This is a genomic window from Alteromonas sp. G4i13, from assembly GCF_054960505.1.
On record NZ_JBHNYX010000005.1, the window covers coordinates 86,567 to 102,984 of the forward strand.

Genomic DNA, 16,418 nt, shown 5'->3' on the forward strand with positions numbered 1-16,418 from the left:
AAGATTGTGTTATTTAATATAGCGTTGCGGTGGCACACGTAGGCTACGCTCACTAAATATGCTATCTGGAAGACCTATGTCGTATTCAATCCCTCTGAATTCCATAAGGGTATAGCCACCTGATGCAAGGTCCGTCACCTTACTCCTCACCACAGTAGGATTGCCCTGTATAGTCTCAATGGTCACAGCTTCAACGCGGCGGTAGTTATTGTCACCCTTATAAAAGTTAATTAAGGTGGGCAAATAAGTGTCTTTGTCTATCTCTACTACATAGTGGCTGAACTCTACGAGCGCTGTGTCCTTAGGCGTCGCTTTTAAGCGATAATGAGTTTGGGTTTGTTCAAGCAGCTCAAAACTGTCTTGCGCCGTTGCGCGGCCTGAAACATCTTCATAGAAGAAATGAGAACCAACAAACGATGTACGTTTATCGCCTGCGGCGATTCGCTTTACTAAATCTAAAGCCGGCAAATATAACCAACGGTCGTCATCAGAATTAAGCGCCGCATGCTTTTCAACGCGAAATACCGTACCTTCAACTTCAGTAGGACGGCTAAAGAAAACCAGCATTCGTTGATCGCCGGTGTCGGCGCCTGCATCATTCAGCACATCTTTGCGCAGAATAGTAAACTGACGCATTTGCTTTCGACCTTGCTCATCTACAATCAGCATTCTCGCCATTGAACGCCCGTCATTGCCTGCGTAATACGCTGCTTGCTCGGCCTTATTGACGATTTCGGCAACATCTATATTACTACCGTTTTGGTTTGCCAAGGCTTGAGCGAATCCATTACCCGATATAAGTAATAGCGCAACAAGGCCCCTGAACATGCTTCGAAGGTTTCGTATTTTTGGTCGACGCCACATGAACACTGATAATATGGAAATACGCATTTTAGGCCTCCTTGAAAACCCAACGTTTAAGCAACGTCATAGCAGCTGGCAACACCAGCAGCGTAACGAGTGCTGAAATAAACATAATACTTGCCAGAAAAATGCCCACGGTGATGTAAGGCACAAGTGGTGCTAAAAGCAGCGGCGTAAAGCCAAGCGCGATGACCAGCGCATTACGAGTAATAGCGCTAGCAGGCTCTTCAAACATGGCATCAAACGTTTTACTCACGCTACCCGTTTGCTTGTAAATCTCTTTGGCTCTAGCCAGAAAGTGAATGGCAAAGTCTACCGACAAACCCAATGTCAGGGCTGAAAGCACGGCAATAGGCATATCGTAATCTTTACCTACAATGCCAATAGCACCGTAAATAAAGGTGATAGTTATGGTAAGGGGCAGCATGGCTAATACACCGAATATCAGTGAGCGCAGCAGCAATACCATCATCACAAAAACAATAATGAAGGCGCTAAGTAAGCTGTCTAACATGCCTGCAACCATGTTGTCCTGCCACACCACATTTAGGTATGCCTTACCTGCCCATTGATATGTCAGGCCATCAGGCAGTGTGTGTTGAGCGAAGTAGTTATCGACTAACTCAATTACCTCGGTCATATCTTGGTTGTCACCACTGGATAGTTGTAGCCACACCAAGGTTTTACGATAGTCTGGTGTCACGAAATGCCACAAGTCTTGAGGCCTATGAGAGGACTGATATTGCAAGAGCGTCTGTGCTATCGCCGGCTGAGTATTAGGTAACTCGTAGTCGCTGTCATTGCCCGAATGCAGCTCTCGGTTAACCACTTTAATCACATCACTGAGGGACTGAGTTTTACCCACCAGCGTTTGAGTGCTTAGGTAATTTTGCAGGTCTGAAAGCAGCGCTACATTATCGGGCTGTTGAAACGTTTTGCTTGTGCCTTTAATTTCATCAATGCTTGAAAGCAATCGATTTAAAGCGTCATATTCGTCGCTCTCAAGATCACCAAATAATGCATCATCGACGGCAAATGCGAGAGTCTCAAAATTATTGCCGGCATTTTCATTGTTTAGTGTATCGAGGGTTGTTTCACGCCATTCATCTAATGAAGGGGGCAACTCTGCACTTAGCAGTATTTCACCTGCACTTTTCAGCTTGCGGGTATCTTCAATAACAATGTACGCGTTATACGTACCCGCAAACTCCCTATTAAGCGCATTATCGGCTACACGAATTTCATGATTTTCTTTAAACCAGCGCACAGGATTATCGTTAATTTGTATTTGGAAAATACCCCACACTGATACCGCTGAAATCACCATAAACGCAACGAGTAATGCCCCTTTATAATTTAGCGCCAAGGTGCGAATACCGTACACAAATCGCTGTAAGTATGTTGTTTTCATTGATGAGGTATTGGCATCGGCGTGCAGTGCAGACTGCAATTTTGCGAGCGCCTCTGGCGACATTCTTGATATATAAGCAGGTATAAAGGTAAGCGTAATAGCGAAAGCCAACAGAATACCTGAGCCAATGAAAGCACCGAAAATCTGTACGGGTGGAATGGGAGTTAGCATAAGTGAATAGAACCCTGCCGCAGAGGTCAGCGACGTAAACAGCATCGGCTGAAATAGGTGTTCAACCACTGTGGTAATCACTTGATCGGCCTTTTGACCTGGTTTATAGCGGTCTGAAAACTCAGACAATATATGCACCGAGTCAACAACAGCGATAGGCATCAAAAATATGGCAATCATGGATGACATGATGTGCACAGTGAAACCTAAGCCGATTAGCGCCCCCATTGTGATAATTACCGTTGCCATTGCCACCACCATCGGGGCGGTAATCAGCGTAAAATTGCGGAAAAAGACAAAGAGGAGGATAAAAATCATTAGTCCCGCAGCTGGCGCTGAAATTGCCATTTGAATAAACATTTCAACGCCGAATTGATCTTCAGCAACAGGGAGTCCTGTTATGTGCCACTGCAATGTTTCGTTTGTTGTATTCGCGCCAATATAGGCACGAATGTCTTCCGCAATACGGAAGCTCTCATTTTTATCTTTAATGGGCACATAGATAGCCGCAGCATTGTGTGATGAGGAAGCCAGGCTCCCCTGTAACATTGGAAGGCGTGCAATAGCATTGGCAATGTAATCTGCTTCCTCTTGCGATGATGGGGCTTGTGACATCATCCAAGAGAACTTGAGCTCACCGTCGTCACCTTGAGTAATATTGTCCACTGTTGAGAACGACATGACATCTCTAGCAATAACCCCCTCAGTGTTTAATATTTGCTGGGTAACACCGTCTATTGCTTGCAGGTTGTTTGGTGTGTAGATGCCTTTATTGGTACTTAAAGCAGCATTATGAGTGGCTGTGTCATTGGCTGGTGATGCTATAACCCCCACCACTATCGCGTCGTGCATAGCAAAAGTATGCTTCACATCGTTATGAAAGACGCGGGCAGGATGATTGGCTTCAAGCATATTCTCTGGGTCGGTGTCTATCGTAATTAGCCGCATTTGATAAGCGCAAAAGACAACAGCCAACAGTAAAGCGGCATAAACCCACTTACCTTTCCGGGTAGAGAGGAACAGTAATTTTTCAATAACTGCCGTGAACATAGCTATGAACTCCTACTAGGAAATACATTGATTCCCTCTAATCGTGATACGACTGGGTTAACTCCATCCACTGTGTTTCCTTGGCGTGTTGAGTGGCGCTCCACTTTCACAAACCATGACCTTTGATCTGCAGAACATTTCACAACGCCTACCTGCGTTAGCAAAAACAATGGGTACATTTATGGGCCACAGCGTTTATGGGACACAGTATTAAATTAGATTACTCTAATATATAAATAATCTAATGTATTTTTAGAAAAGATCAAGAGCAATGCGACGAGTAACACAGAGAAAAGAAAAGTGTTTGTAAAACGCTACACACCACCGAGAAAAAACTACATACCTACTCAACCTTAGTTTTTCAAATACGAGCTACCCGCTGTCCAAAAATAAAAATAATCTTTAAAAATCAGTAAGTTAAAATTATTCTAAATTGAATTTAAGGTTTGGCACAGATCACGCATACATTAGACTAACGGATAAATACAGAACGCAGTTTGTAGCTAGGATAGCTTTAGCGACGGAGAGGCCAAATTGCGTAGATGACAAATACTGAAGGTGACGACATGGGAAGTGCATGGAGTGTGTCACCAAGGAAAAACGGATGTGTCAGTATTGTAGCTAATGGATGCCTGTAGAAGATTCGTTAAATTGCTGGTCGATGATGAGGTTAGGTAAAAGACAACCTAATTAAACTCGCAGGATGCAAGGCACTTGTTTCATAAGGATTGCAAACAAGCTCTGAGTACCTACATCGCAAGCACCGACAGTGATGTCTCGTGCAGCAAGGGATTGTTGACCCAATTTGGATTCGTTGAATGTACGTGTGTGTTGCTTCAGCGAGACCATAGTGAGGACACTGGTAATGTCGTCGATGTTATTAGTGAGTTGTCATCCGACGACTACCCTCTCCCCTCAAAGGCCCATCCCGGCCTTTACATACCTCTGATTTTGGCCCGCCTTTGGCGGGCATTTTTTTATCTTCATTTGTGATAAAATTGCGTTGATTCTTTATCGCCTAACAAAAGGGCTACCTGCGTGCTTTCGCCGTCTGCATCTACTATCGTTTTTAGAGTTCTTTTTTGTGCGTTGCTCGCTACGTCTGTTGGCCAAAGCGTAATGCTTACCACACTCCCTTCTATGGGGCGACAGGCGAACCTTTCTGAATTCCACATTGCCACTATTATGTCTAGCTCTGCACTTATCTTTGCGTTCGGTACGAATGTGTGGAGCAAAGTCGCTAAGCGTGCGGGCTTTAAACGTATTTTAATGGTTGGTCTGTCGGGTTATAGCTTGGGCACATTTGCCTTCGCTAGTGCATGGATGGCAGGATTTTCTGGCATTATAAGCGGCACCAATTTGTTTTTGGCATTGTTGATAAGCCGAAGTCTGCAATCAACCATTATGTCTGCAACTCCGCCTTCTGCGGTAGGTTACGCCGTCGCCATCAGTACGCCCCAAAGTCGAGTAAGTGCAATCAGCAAAGTCACCTCTGCAAGCAACGTAGGGCAAATTGTGGGGCCCGCCTACGCTGGGCTTTTAGTCGGTTTTGGCTTATTAGCACCGTTGTACAGCATCGTTTTGCTAACCTTGCTGGCGCTTACATTGGTATATTTTAAGCTACCTGTTCTGCCGCCTATGTCTCAGCAAAAAAACGCTCAGCAGACTAGCGACAATAACCAAGCGCCTAGCAAAGTACCTTATGTATTCGTCGCTGCATGTATTTGTGTATTTTGCGCAATGGCTATGATGCAGCAATCACTGGGTTTCTTTTTTATCGATTTTTACGACTATTCACCCGTAGACGCTGCTCGGCAAGTGGGTTTCGCGATGATGGTCAGTGCTGCCGCGTCTCTTACAGCCCAATTTGGGTGGGTACAAAAAGGCCGAATAAGCAAAGAAGCGATGATCACTATCGCGCTTCCGCTATTGGGCTTAGCCTACTTGCTGCTCTTTCTTCAACATTCGTTATTTATGCTTTATGCGGCCATGACATTAATGGGTTTAGGTATGGGAATGGCCTACCCATCTTTGGCAGCTGCAGCAACGACCTACTGCGCCCCCTCTCAACAAGCCACTATCACTGGGTTAATTACAGCGACTACTGCCATGGGCTACGTAATAGGTCCGCCACTGGCAGCTTTCATTTACCAACTGGATATCGCGCTTCCGTTCGCTATAGCGTCAGTGCTAATCGCAGCAACCACGTGCGTCGTCTACATAACATTGAAAAGAATTAGACACGTTGGCTAGGGCCTGTTAACCGTTGCTATACATTTGGCCCAATTCGTCATCAAAGCTAAACAGGCCTTAGCGAATTAATGTCAGCCTGACAGGTGACAGGAATACGCCTATTTCAAAGGTATCTATTTTTTTACCTTTTATTTTTAAAAAAGCGGAACCTTTCTATAATTAGGCTATCTTAACTTATACATGAAGTCGTTGAGTGTGCGTCTTTGTGGTGTGTAAATGTGTTTTCCAAGTTATGTTGTGGTTTTTTAAGGGGCTTTTTAGCCCCTTTTCTTTTGCTCTAATCTTTCCTTTTCCAGTGCGTATTCCTCGCTTATTGTTATAGTACTAATCCAACGTACACCTATCTATTTTATTTGTATTAGTTTCTCTCAAGACCGGTCAGTTAATCTAAAAAATAGAACTAAACAATCCTGATCATTTCACCTTTAGAAATAGAAATGAGAATTATTTCCAAATAGAATGACTACTCAAGATCACAGGAGTAAGCTAATGTCTAAACCGCAACCTCGCAGAGCTATTGTCACCCAATCAGTCCGAATTACCCCAAATATGCAGCGTGTACACCTTAGTGGGGAAGACCTTCTTACCTTTCCCTCGGTTACTGCAGGTGCGTACATCAAACTTATGTTCGACCTAGAAGGAAACCCGCTGAAACGCCCCACAGATACGAGCCAAGTGGCAATGCGCACCTATACGGTTGCGCACTTTGACGCAGAGAAGCCTGAAATGATTCTGGATATGGTTATCCATGCCGATGGTGGTAAAACTGGCCCTGCGTCGGCATGGGCGACAAGTACAAAGCCTGGCGACATCATCACGCTCGCAGGGCCCGGTTCTAGTAAGGGACTCAGCGAGCAATATGATTGGATACTGTTGGCTGGCGACATGACAGCGCTTCCTAGTATTAGAAATCACCTCGCCGAGCTTCCTGTGCAAACCAAAGGCTACGCCGTGATTAAAATTGAAGACGAAAAGGATGCGGTTACACTTAAGAAGCCCGAAGGAGTAACGGTGATATGGGAACATGAGCAATCTTTACCTTCCCGCCTTGACCAGTTAACTTGGCTCGACGGAACCCCCACAGTTTGGGTGGCGTGTGAATTTTCTGATATGCGGGCGATTCGGGCATGGCTCAAGGACGAAAAATCCGTGGCGCACGAGAATATTTATATTAGTAGCTACTGGAAGAAAGGCCGCAGCGAAGATCAACATAAAATAGAAAAAAGGCAGGACAGTGAAGCGTATGCTAAAACATTGGCTTAGTTGATGATTATGCTTCCTGTAGGCTTTGCAAGAACTTGTAAATTCTGCATAAAAACCAACTGTACGGTAGAATTTTCATAAACAATAAATTCAATACTTTCATACACCTACAAAATGGAACAGCATTTGCTGCTAAGAAAATAACTGGCCAATTATTCCGCCAGTTTTTTCAACCAATTGTTTGGATAAGGAGAGCAAGTTATGAACAGTGATCGTATTGAAGGTAATTGGAAAGAAATGAAAGGTAAGGTGCAGCAAAAGTGGGGCAAACTTACCGATGACGACCTAGATGTAATTGACGGTCGACGTGAAGAACTAGTAGGTAAGATTCAACAAGCTTATGGCAAAAGCCGTGACGAAGCTGAAAAAGAGGTCGATGGTTATTTTAATTAATCGCCGTCTTCAATATATGAATTAAGACACTGGCAGTATAACAATCTGGTATCACTGTATTGTTAATCTTTACTGCAACTAAAAGGGCCGCTGCATAATGCAGCGGCCCTTTTTATTTGTGTCAAAGTCAAGGGAGGTTATGCCCTTTGATTTTTTATCACTCTTCCGTCTTAGGCTGTAAGTTATCGCGAACTTCCCTTGCGTCAAAGCTCGTTGCCGACGTTGGACGCGTACCTTTGCCTATCTCAATGCTCAAGATACTTTCGATCTCACTTTGCTGAGAGCCCCCTACAAATACACCCGTTTCGAATTGGGTAGTAGGGTGGTAGGACGTTCTGCAAGTGAGCACACCGCATTCGGTAACCCGTGCATATCGCTGGCTAAAGCCTGCGGTAGGTGTGGTTTGCACGGTCTCTTTATCTACTAAGGTCTCTCGGCCAGTCACTACAAACCAGTCGTAACCTTCTAATAACGTAAGCTCGGCAGCACGGAGCATGGCGTAATCCATCGCCTTGCCTTTATCAGACCCCTTCGCTTTGAAATGCACGCGATATTGGGTATCACTCAACTTACTTTCCGTGTAGCCAAAGCCGCCTTTTTTGGCCTGTCTATAATCGGGTTGACTGGCGCAGCCCGCCATAATTAATACCGCAAGTACTAACATAATTTTAGTTTTCATCATTTACTCCTTCGGCCTTATCAGCTAGCCAAGTTGCTTCAATTGCGTTTTTCTCTTGCTCTCGGTTTAATGGCGCAGACGCCATCATCTTGTCTAACTCTTCTTCCATTACTTTAGCGCTAGTGGCGGTTTGATATTGACCTGCATTCTCACCTAGCTCGTCCAATTTGCTAGCGGCAAGCTGCCACGCACCTTGCTTATCTTTACAAGCAATCATTACATTTAGTTCATCTTTCGATGCGACTTCAGCCTGTCTACAGTAGTTAAACTCCGTATTTACGAAAGACAACTGTGGCGTAACCGTCACGCCTGAATCAAAGGTTGTTGCTTCGCCAGTTAGGTTACTGTCGAGTACCGATGATACTCTCGCCCAATGAGAAGGCTGCGTTGTTTCAGCGCCCTGTTGATTAAAGAACACTAAGCCCGCTAATACCGCCACACTCGCAGCTATTGCAAAAGGCCCCTTCCACTTCGTTTGTTTATGTGGCGCACTATTAGTTGAATTCGCTTTCTTTGGAAACGGCTTAACGTTTTCCGCAGAGCTTTGATTTACGGAGCTTTGATTTGCAGCGCTTGCGCTGGCTAAGCTTGCATCAGATGCCTGTACGCCGTTTGCCTGGCTTAACGGTTTTTCATCACTCAAAAGTGCCACGATTTCTTTAGGCAGCGCCACTGCTGTCGCTTTTTCTGCAGCCACCTTCACAACTCTATCCACTTCTGCAAGTGCGGCGAGTCGGTCAGAAACGGTAACATCGTGCGCTATCGCTTCACGAACCAGATCCATCTCAGCGGTATCTAACTCTCCATCTAAAAATGCTGAGAGTTTTTCGTCAGTTAAGATCACGATAGCACCTCGTTTTGACCATTTAGTAAGTTTGATATTTTTGCTCTCGCTCTGGCAAGACGGCTCATAATAGTGCCCGTCGGTACCTGCAACACTTCAGAAGCATCCGCGTAACTCATCCCTTGTACAGCAACCAAAGAAAGGGTTTCTCTTTGCTCACAGGGTAACTCATCCATAGCGCTTGAGACTTGTTTAAGCGTAATTGTCTGCGTTATAGCGTCATCTATGTCATTGCAGCTATTCGCCGATTGCGCTTCATAGGAAAGGGCATCAGTCGCATTGGTTCTAACTTTCTTCGCTCTGTAATCGTCTATCCAACAGTTGCGGCACACTCTAAATGCCCAAGCCATTAATGTAACTTGCTCAGGAAGCGGTTTACTCAATAGCCGTTCAAGCGTGTTCTGAAGTAAATCATCAGCATCATGCATGTTACCCGTCAACGAATATGCAAACTTTCGCAATGACGGGACGAGTTCAGTCAACTCATCTTTCATTTTCATGTACCTTTGTGAGGTTTCCCGTTATCTCTACCCTGTTAACGAGCCACTTTTGTTTTTATTCCACGTACTACGACCTATTTTTTTGCTGCACTGTATTGCACCGGTCTATGAGCCATCTAGACAAGGCGAATGTTTAACAGTCTAAAGGGTCGCATTGGAATTTTTCTTCTGTCTAATCGTCACTACACTGTAAGGTAGTGGTAAATGCCTGTTCGCCCTTAACGCACATTTAGAACAACGTTTGTGCACAATGAACCACAGGCTTCTAATAGAGGCTATGGCACAATTTATGCCATTCCTTCTTTAGGCACCGATCTGCCCCAACGTTAACGTAAAGGTAGTAAAATGAAGTACACACTCATTGTGGCGATTTTGAGTTTGATTGCGGCACCAATATCACAAGCCCAACTAGCAGGAACATTGAATCAAGTGGTGTCTCCTGTGCGTCCGATAATTGATAGAACCTCCTCCGACCTAAAGGCCATTCGCGAGGAAGCAAGACGAAAAGCACAATCATCTATCGAAGGCACCAGAGACTTATCAACAGTGGCGTCGGGCGTACTAAGCGACATTCCTGCCCCCCAATTTATCGCTCCTGCAGCAACCACTATTTTATCGACTTCAGGCCAGGTAGTTGTTAATGAAGTAGCGGTTGAAAGTGGCTTTCTGGCTGTCGAAAAAGAGTGGCTATTCCTAGGAGAAGAAGCCGACAAAGTACACTTTCAAGGTGCCAATATTGAAATACAAAAAGCTCAGTTTTTGCCCGCGCTCTCTCAGTGGCTTTTTAAAGTTAAAGTCACAGGAGATGAGGATGATGTGTCGTCTATTCGCAACAGTTTGCCCCATAATTTGCAGTCTCAAATTGGTCGAAATCATATTTATTTATCACAGACCAAGCCCACTTCGAACGGGTCTTTTCAAGAGATAAGCAGTGAAAAGCTGGAAACCTGTCCAACCCCACTGCGCATTGGAATGGTTGATACTCATGTAGCGTCCAATCACCCACTGCTCTCACACGTTAATCTAACGCAAGCGTCTTTTATTGTTGGTCATAATCAAGATAGGAATCAGGAGCAAGATGGCAATGCGGGCAGCGAAACTGACGTTGCCTTTTCGTCAGACCACGGTACCGCAGTAGCCAGCCTATTGGCGGCGTCGTTGCCAAAGTCTAGCCAGGTGTTTAACGCCAGTGTGTTTTATTCGCGTAATAGTGTTAGCCAAGGCGCTACGCTGATGTCGTTAATTGAAGGTTTAAACTATCTTGCATCACAGCAGGTAGACGCCATAAACATGAGTCTTGCAGGTCCCGACAACCCTATTTTAGCGCGGGTTATAAATCAATTGGATAAGAGCGGTATTCAAATCATTGCTGCGGTGGGCAACGAGGGGCCAGCCTCTTTACCCTTGTACCCCGCGGCTTATACAGAAACATTGGGCATTACGGCCGTTGATAAATCTAATGTAATTTACCGGTGGGCAAACCAAGGGGATTACGTTGATTTTGCTGCGTTTGGCGTGTCGGTAAATGCCGCACATCCTAATGGAAAAACGATCAGGCAAACGGGAACCTCTATGGCTTCACCGCGCGCCACCGCTTTGTATGCATGCTTTTTGCGCGAAAAACAAGAAAGGAACGCTGCCTTGTTGAAACTTCAGCAGCTAGCTTTAGATGCAGGGGCTCCCGGACGAGACAGCGTATTCGGTTTTGGTGTGCTGCCTTAAATTAAGCGTGCTGTTCATTATAGAATTTATATTAACGCCCACTAAAAATGAACGTTAATGCCTAACTCAGCAATGGTTTCTTGATAATTTGCGCCATCGACACTAGAAGCAAAGTCTCCATATTGCGTAGACAGTTTAATATCAACATTGTTGTGAATGGCGTAATCGGCACTCATCTCAACAACGTGTCTGTCGTCTTCCCTGCCTATACCTCCATCTTGTTCTGAGGCGTAATCTCTTACATCTAATTGATAGGCAACCGTAAGCTTCAAGGGTTTACTAAACACCGCTAGAGGATAGGTGTACGCTAGATCCATCCCAATACTGGTGTAATCGAACACATTATTTTGGGCATCTTCATTTTGATACTTAAGTGCGATTTGGAAGAAGTCTTCCCCTTCGAAGAAGTAAAATAGGTCACTGCGCACAGCAGCTGCTTCACTATCTCGAATTGGCGCACCTTCAGGCGTGTTCTCGAATTGTTTATCGATAAGGTCGCTACTAACACGCAAGTAAGTGCGCTGCCCCAACAATTTTCCGACAGATAATCCAGACTGTTGATAGGTGAGGAAGTCACGCCCGTCTAGCTCAGCGCTAGCGTGATAGTAGTGCGCTCCTAGTTTGGCGAAGTCAAACGCATAGCTGGTGCTAGCGGACAGTGTGGTAAGGCCAAGATCGAACTCGCTTAGCGTTTGATAGTTGGTATTCGCCTGACTTACCGACAGTACATTTTCCCATTTCGCTGTGGGCTTCACCAGCACCTTTAGCTGAGCTTCTGACTGTACCGCGTCGTCGGCCACATCTGAATTCGTATCGAGCTCGCTAACGCTCACATTGCTATCAGAGCGGTACCCTAAATAGCCAGACCCTGAGAATGAAATCGTTTGGTGTTTTGCGTTTGTATGATTCGCATCTTCATCATTGTGCGAGTGACTGTCAGAGCCCGCATTAGCAGCGCTACTACCGAGTAAAACAGCTGCCACGGACGGCAATAGGCATTTGCGGCCGCCACGAATAAGGTTGTTTGTTGTTGATGAGTGTTGAAGTATTTGCGTATTCATTGTTGTTACCTACCACAGAGAAAGTGAAACTTAGCGATTGCTGTTTTTAAGGAGAGACGTGAGATTTGACTTGAGGTGCTCGCTTTAAGGAATGCACGATAGCGAGGCAGTGTATTCGCACCTGCAGCCTAGACCTTAAATAGCGGCTTGCCTTTCTATTTAGACAAGCCGCACTCAGACTTTAAGGTGGCTATTTAACGTGCTAGCTCAAGATTGCTCTACGCCCACCTAATGGTTTAGGCCTTTATATTAAAGGCCAAGCGCACCTGAAATACTTGAAGCTACGTTGTCGTTTACAGTGCTTGTTACGGCGCTTTCAACCGAACTCGCCACGGTATTATTTACGGTGCTTGCTACGGTGCTATCCACCGTATTTGCTACCGTGCCTTCTACCGTACCTTCTACCGTATTTCCTACCGTATTTCCTACCGTATTTGCGACTGTTGCTGACACAGTTTGCTCGACTGTATTTGAAACTGCGCCTTCTACAGAGCTATCCACCGTACTTGCTACCGTGCTTTCTACCGTGCCTTCTACCGTATTTCCTACCGTGTCAATAATTGTTCCTTCGACAGCGGTGCCAACCATTCCGGTTACAGAACTGGTCACTGAGCTTGCTACGGTGCTGGCTGCTGTATTGGCTACGCCGCCGTTTACCGCACTTTCGATGGTGCCTGCAGCCGTGTTCGATAAGGTACTACCTGCTGCTGTTTCTGCAGTATTGTTTAGTGCACCACTTACACTGCCAGCTAGCGAACCTCCTGCGGTATTTTCCGCGCCATTGTTTGCTAGTGAACCGATTTGGTTCAATGCCAAGCTTGGCGCTGTCTGCGCTGTACTTTCTGCTTCACTTTCTGCTCCATCGACTTGTTCTGCATTTCCAGACGCTGATGACAGTACAGATAATGACCCAGATACACTACTTGTCAGTGCGCCTGCCACTGGCGAAGTTATCGAGTTCGCCATATCTGATGTTGCAGAAACTTGACTCACTCCCTGATCGGCAGATAGATCGTTGCTTGTTTGGTTTGCGGATAATTGTAAACCGGTATCGGCTGAGCTCTCGGTGGACATTTGGCTCTGCGTAGATGCTTCGCCTTCGGCAGAAGTCTGCGTATTAACCTGATTTGCAGACTGTGTAGTTGCACCGCTTGTTAGTGAAAGTGATGTAGAAGTCGACGCATTAGCTGATGTGTTAGCAGAGAACGTGGTTTCTTGAGCCAACACAGACGTTGACGCGATACCTAAAGCCAGTGCAATTGCAGTATTTAACTTTTTCATCCGTTTATCTCCGTTTTTCATAAAGGACACTGAGATAACGATTGAAGAAAAGTTTTTATTCCGCACTGAGTTTGATTTTTTTAAAAGAATTAAAAAAGCCCTGTAAAAACAGGGCTTTTCGAACTATTTTTCTGAAGCAGTCATGCTCTTTTCCCACCAGGGAAGTGAAAAATCTATATTATCTGGGTCGTAAGTTTTGGCATATTTCATTTTAACTGAACTCCAAAACGCAGCTTTGAAAGCAGGGTCGTAAATAACAAACTCACCCTTTTCGCGATACTGTTCAAACAGTTTTTGATAAGCTCCTACTGGTGTTAACGGGTTATCCTGTTGAAAAACCACATCTCCGCCGTACGCTTCGTAAAGGGCTTTCGATACTTTCCAGCTTTTTGCCATGCCTTCCGCCATTGCCAAACGATAACGCTCTAGCTCTTCATCTTGATAGGCGCCATCGCTGTCCAAATCAACGGTCCATAATTTTATTACAGAATACGCAGATTGAATTTCGCTTTCATTTGGCTCTATCGCATTTTTATCGGCAAAATCTGAAAGAACAGACTCGGTAATTTTATTACCAAGTGCACGCTGAGCTAAAATAGCTCGTACTTCTTTCTCAGACTTGTCAGTTAAAATAGACTGAAAACGGTCAACATCAGCCTGTGAAGGCTGTAGTTCAGTATTAGAAATAGATTTGTTGAACAAACGAGCAATAATCTCGTTTGCGGCTTGCGGTGTATTAATCCCAAGCGAAACCACTATGGCTGCAAATAACACCATAGGAATAACGTTCGAACGCGTCACTTTGTATGCTTCCCTAAGTTCCAATAATTAGCATAAGCACAAGACACATTCATTTATTATTGTAAGAATTTTCCGTTGTCTTGCGAAATGACATCTATAAGGCTTTATACTTTAGATTAGTTTTGTTTAAAATTCCACTTTCTTACGCATAGATTTTTTAGCACCTTGTTGTTTTTTTACATCTACACGACGTGCTTTTGCCGCACGGCTCACCTTTGTTTTTATGCGCGGTTTTTGTTCAATTGTCGCAGCCTTTATCCACGCAACAAGTCGCGCTAGCGCATCTTCTCTGTTTTGTTCTTGCGTTCGATAATTTTGCGCTTTAAGCACAAAAACACCGTCGTTGGTTACGCGACTATCTTTAAGCTGAAGTAGCTTTTCTTTCAGCTTTTCAGGCAGCGATGATCCATTTATGTCGAAGCGTAAATGTATGGCGCTACTTACTTTGTTCACATTCTGCCCACCGCTACCTTGTGCTCGAATAGCTTGCAATTCAGCTTCGCTTTCATCTATCGCGATAGAAGGGGTTATTATTAATTCCATCTCAAATCCTAATACGTCATGGCGTAACCACGTTAACGTTGCAGCACTAGCGGCTCTACATCTATAGGTCACTATCACTACTGCTTACTTGACCATTTTTGCGTTAACCGATAGGTTGTTTTTTATCCTTATTTTGGACATAAAACATGATCATCGCATTGCTCATCATTATTTGTATCGTTGTAGCGCTTATTTGGTTTACCGCCAAAATGGACAGCAATATCGAAGCTTCATTCACACCATCAGGAAAACTTACGCCTGTTGATGGTGGAATTATTCACTGGCAAAAGCAAGGAAACGGTCCGGCGCTTGTGCTGATTCATGGTTTACTTGGCAATAGTAACAATTTTAGCGAATTAGCAAAAACCCTCGCTTCCCGCTACACGGTCTATACCATTGATCGTCCAGGCAGCGGATTTTCGAGCCGCTATAAAAGCACATCCGCCAGCTTCGAACAGCAAAGTAAAATGATACTCGAGTGGATGCAAAAAGAGGGAATAGGTAGTGCGAGCATCGCTGGGCATTCAATGGGAGGAGGAATTGCACTGAGGATGGCAATCGATGCACCTGACAAAATAAAATCGGTTTCGCTTCTATGCCCGTTAACTACACCACTAAAAGGTGGTGCCGGGCCTCTTTCGGTGCTTTACATACCCAATGAATGGGTACGCAGCAGTGTTGCAAAAACCATTGCCAGTCCACTGCGTGCAAAGTTAGGTCGAAAACAAGTCGCACAAATTTTTCACCCCGAACCTGTCCCCCCGTCCTTTTCAACTGAAGGCGGTGGTTTATTAGCGCTTCACTCTCGAAGCTTTTATGAAGGTAGCAGAGATACAGTATCTGCGCAGGGCAGTCTGCACCGTCAGCAAACTCGTTATGAAGATATTCAATGCCCTGTTGGGGTATTGTATGGTGAAAAAGATACTATCTTGAGGCCCGACGAGCACATCACCGCGGTAACAAAGGCAATAGGAAGTGCGGTACACAAAATTATTTCTGGCGCTGGCCACATGATCCCCGTTACTCAGGTGCAAGCGTGCGCAGACTTTATAATATCGATTGACGAAAGCGCTTAAGTAAGTGGCTTAGTGAAGCCTTGCACCTGTCTTTTCAACGTGCTCTTTATGAGAAAACTCAACAACGGCGAGTGTGCGCTCTCGACCACAAGTCGACTGCTTCAGTTTGCGAAGCTGATCGGCGACTCTCTCAATGCCGTCATACGCTTTGCACATTTCAAAAGGGGTCGCGCCCAGCGTTATATTGTAACTGCTAAACCACGCCTTCATTTGCTCACTGTCCCCATCTGACAATGAAATGAGTAAATGATACATACGAATAAAAGCGAGCTGCTTTCTGTACTCTGATGTGCCACTCTCAAACCCAAGTAGCGTAGTCTGCGCCAAAGAAGATGGAGAAATACCCAATATTTCAGAAGCTTGCTTGATATTTAAACCGAGTTCCTGGTATGCCCAAGTGAAGGCTTTCGTAACAACGCTGGTAGGAAATAGTGATCTATTCATAATATCGCCTCGTTTCATCGAACAATGTTATACAGATGTTATGAAACGTTGCGAAATGCGTA

15 protein-coding genes are annotated in these 16,418 nt (G+C 44.9%); 5 read left to right on the forward strand and 10 right to left on the reverse strand.

From position 1 onward, the window contains the following. Positions 1–9: 9 nt before the first annotated feature. Positions 10–891 (reverse strand): outer membrane lipoprotein-sorting protein, encoded by an 882-nt coding sequence (locus tag ACFI6J_RS03635; protein WP_168532804.1) that lies wholly within the window; start codon positions 889–891, stop codon positions 10–12. Between the two features lies 1 nt (position 892). Further along, complete coding sequence (locus ACFI6J_RS03640) at positions 893–3,496, reverse strand: efflux RND transporter permease subunit (protein ID WP_156087160.1); 2,604 nt, start codon at positions 3,494–3,496, stop codon at positions 893–895. 1,089 nt (positions 3,497–4,585) lie between these two features. Here ACFI6J_RS03640 and ACFI6J_RS03645 point away from each other — a divergent pair. From ACFI6J_RS03645 to ACFI6J_RS03655, 3 genes are all read left to right on the forward strand, one after another. Next, positions 4,586–5,749, forward strand: a complete 1,164-nt coding sequence (locus ACFI6J_RS03645) for an MFS transporter (RefSeq protein WP_377956570.1) — start codon at positions 4,586–4,588, stop codon at positions 5,747–5,749. Positions 5,750–6,238: 489 nt separating this feature from the next. Next, the gene (locus ACFI6J_RS03650) at positions 6,239–7,012 is read left to right on the forward strand and encodes a siderophore-interacting protein (RefSeq protein ID WP_156087163.1); all 774 of its coding nucleotides are present in this window, start codon (positions 6,239–6,241) and stop codon (positions 7,010–7,012) included. A 201-nt stretch (positions 7,013–7,213) separates the two neighbouring features. Further along, positions 7,214–7,405, forward strand: coding sequence for a CsbD family protein (locus ACFI6J_RS03655; protein ID WP_014951177.1), 192 nt, complete (start codon positions 7,214–7,216; stop codon positions 7,403–7,405). A 157-nt stretch (positions 7,406–7,562) separates the two neighbouring features. On the opposite strand, the gene ACFI6J_RS03660 is transcribed toward ACFI6J_RS03655, so the two are convergent. The 3 genes from ACFI6J_RS03660 to ACFI6J_RS03670 are packed head-to-tail and all read right to left on the reverse strand — an operon-like array spanning position 7,563 to position 9,422. Next, positions 7,563–8,084: a CC0125/CC1285 family lipoprotein gene (locus tag ACFI6J_RS03660; RefSeq protein ID WP_156087165.1), complete on the reverse strand. Its 522-nt coding sequence runs from the start codon at positions 8,082–8,084 to the stop codon at positions 7,563–7,565. Beyond that, the gene (locus ACFI6J_RS03665; protein ID WP_156087167.1) at positions 8,074–8,928 is read right to left on the reverse strand and encodes a DVU3141 family protein; all 855 of its coding nucleotides are present in this window, start codon (positions 8,926–8,928) and stop codon (positions 8,074–8,076) included. Before ACFI6J_RS03665 ends, ACFI6J_RS03660 begins: the two co-directional genes overlap by 11 nt. Beyond that, the gene (locus ACFI6J_RS03670; RefSeq protein ID WP_156087169.1) at positions 8,925–9,422 is read right to left on the reverse strand and encodes an RNA polymerase sigma factor; all 498 of its coding nucleotides are present in this window, start codon (positions 9,420–9,422) and stop codon (positions 8,925–8,927) included. The genes ACFI6J_RS03665 and ACFI6J_RS03670 overlap by 4 nt, the downstream gene beginning before the upstream one ends. Positions 9,423–9,773: 351 nt before the next feature. Between ACFI6J_RS03670 and ACFI6J_RS03675 the strand changes: the two genes are divergently transcribed. Beyond that, positions 9,774–11,150 (forward strand): S8 family serine peptidase, encoded by a 1,377-nt coding sequence (locus ACFI6J_RS03675; protein WP_156087171.1) that lies wholly within the window; start codon positions 9,774–9,776, stop codon positions 11,148–11,150. A 41-nt stretch (positions 11,151–11,191) separates the two neighbouring features. Here the strand turns inward: ACFI6J_RS03675 and ACFI6J_RS03680 are convergent, their stop codons facing one another. From ACFI6J_RS03680 to arfB, 4 genes are all read right to left on the reverse strand, one after another. Beyond that, complete coding sequence (locus ACFI6J_RS03680; RefSeq protein WP_156087173.1) at positions 11,192–12,211, reverse strand: outer membrane beta-barrel protein; 1,020 nt, start codon at positions 12,209–12,211, stop codon at positions 11,192–11,194. Positions 12,212–12,460: 249 nt separating this feature from the next. Continuing rightward, complete coding sequence (locus ACFI6J_RS03685; RefSeq protein WP_342317657.1) at positions 12,461–13,492, reverse strand: hypothetical protein; 1,032 nt, start codon at positions 13,490–13,492, stop codon at positions 12,461–12,463. A gap of 123 nt (positions 13,493–13,615) precedes the next feature. After that, entirely contained in the window at positions 13,616–14,293 is a 678-nt protein-coding gene (locus tag ACFI6J_RS03690; RefSeq protein ID WP_039229119.1) for a hypothetical protein, read from the reverse strand. A gap of 126 nt (positions 14,294–14,419) precedes the next feature. After that, positions 14,420–14,836, reverse strand: coding sequence for an alternative ribosome rescue aminoacyl-tRNA hydrolase ArfB (gene arfB, locus ACFI6J_RS03695; RefSeq protein WP_014951185.1), 417 nt, complete (start codon positions 14,834–14,836; stop codon positions 14,420–14,422). Positions 14,837–14,982: 146 nt separating this feature from the next. On the opposite strand from arfB, the gene ACFI6J_RS03700 reads away from it, so the two are divergent. Continuing rightward, a complete protein-coding gene (locus tag ACFI6J_RS03700) occupies positions 14,983–15,912 on the forward strand; it encodes an alpha/beta fold hydrolase (protein ID WP_061096124.1) in 930 nt (309 codons plus the stop codon). 9 nt (positions 15,913–15,921) lie between these two features. Here the strand turns inward: ACFI6J_RS03700 and ACFI6J_RS03705 are convergent, their stop codons facing one another. After that, on the reverse strand, positions 15,922–16,356 hold the full coding sequence (locus ACFI6J_RS03705) for a hypothetical protein (RefSeq protein WP_061096125.1): 435 nt from the start codon (positions 16,354–16,356) through the stop codon (positions 15,922–15,924). Between the last annotated feature and the right edge of the window lie 62 nt (positions 16,357–16,418).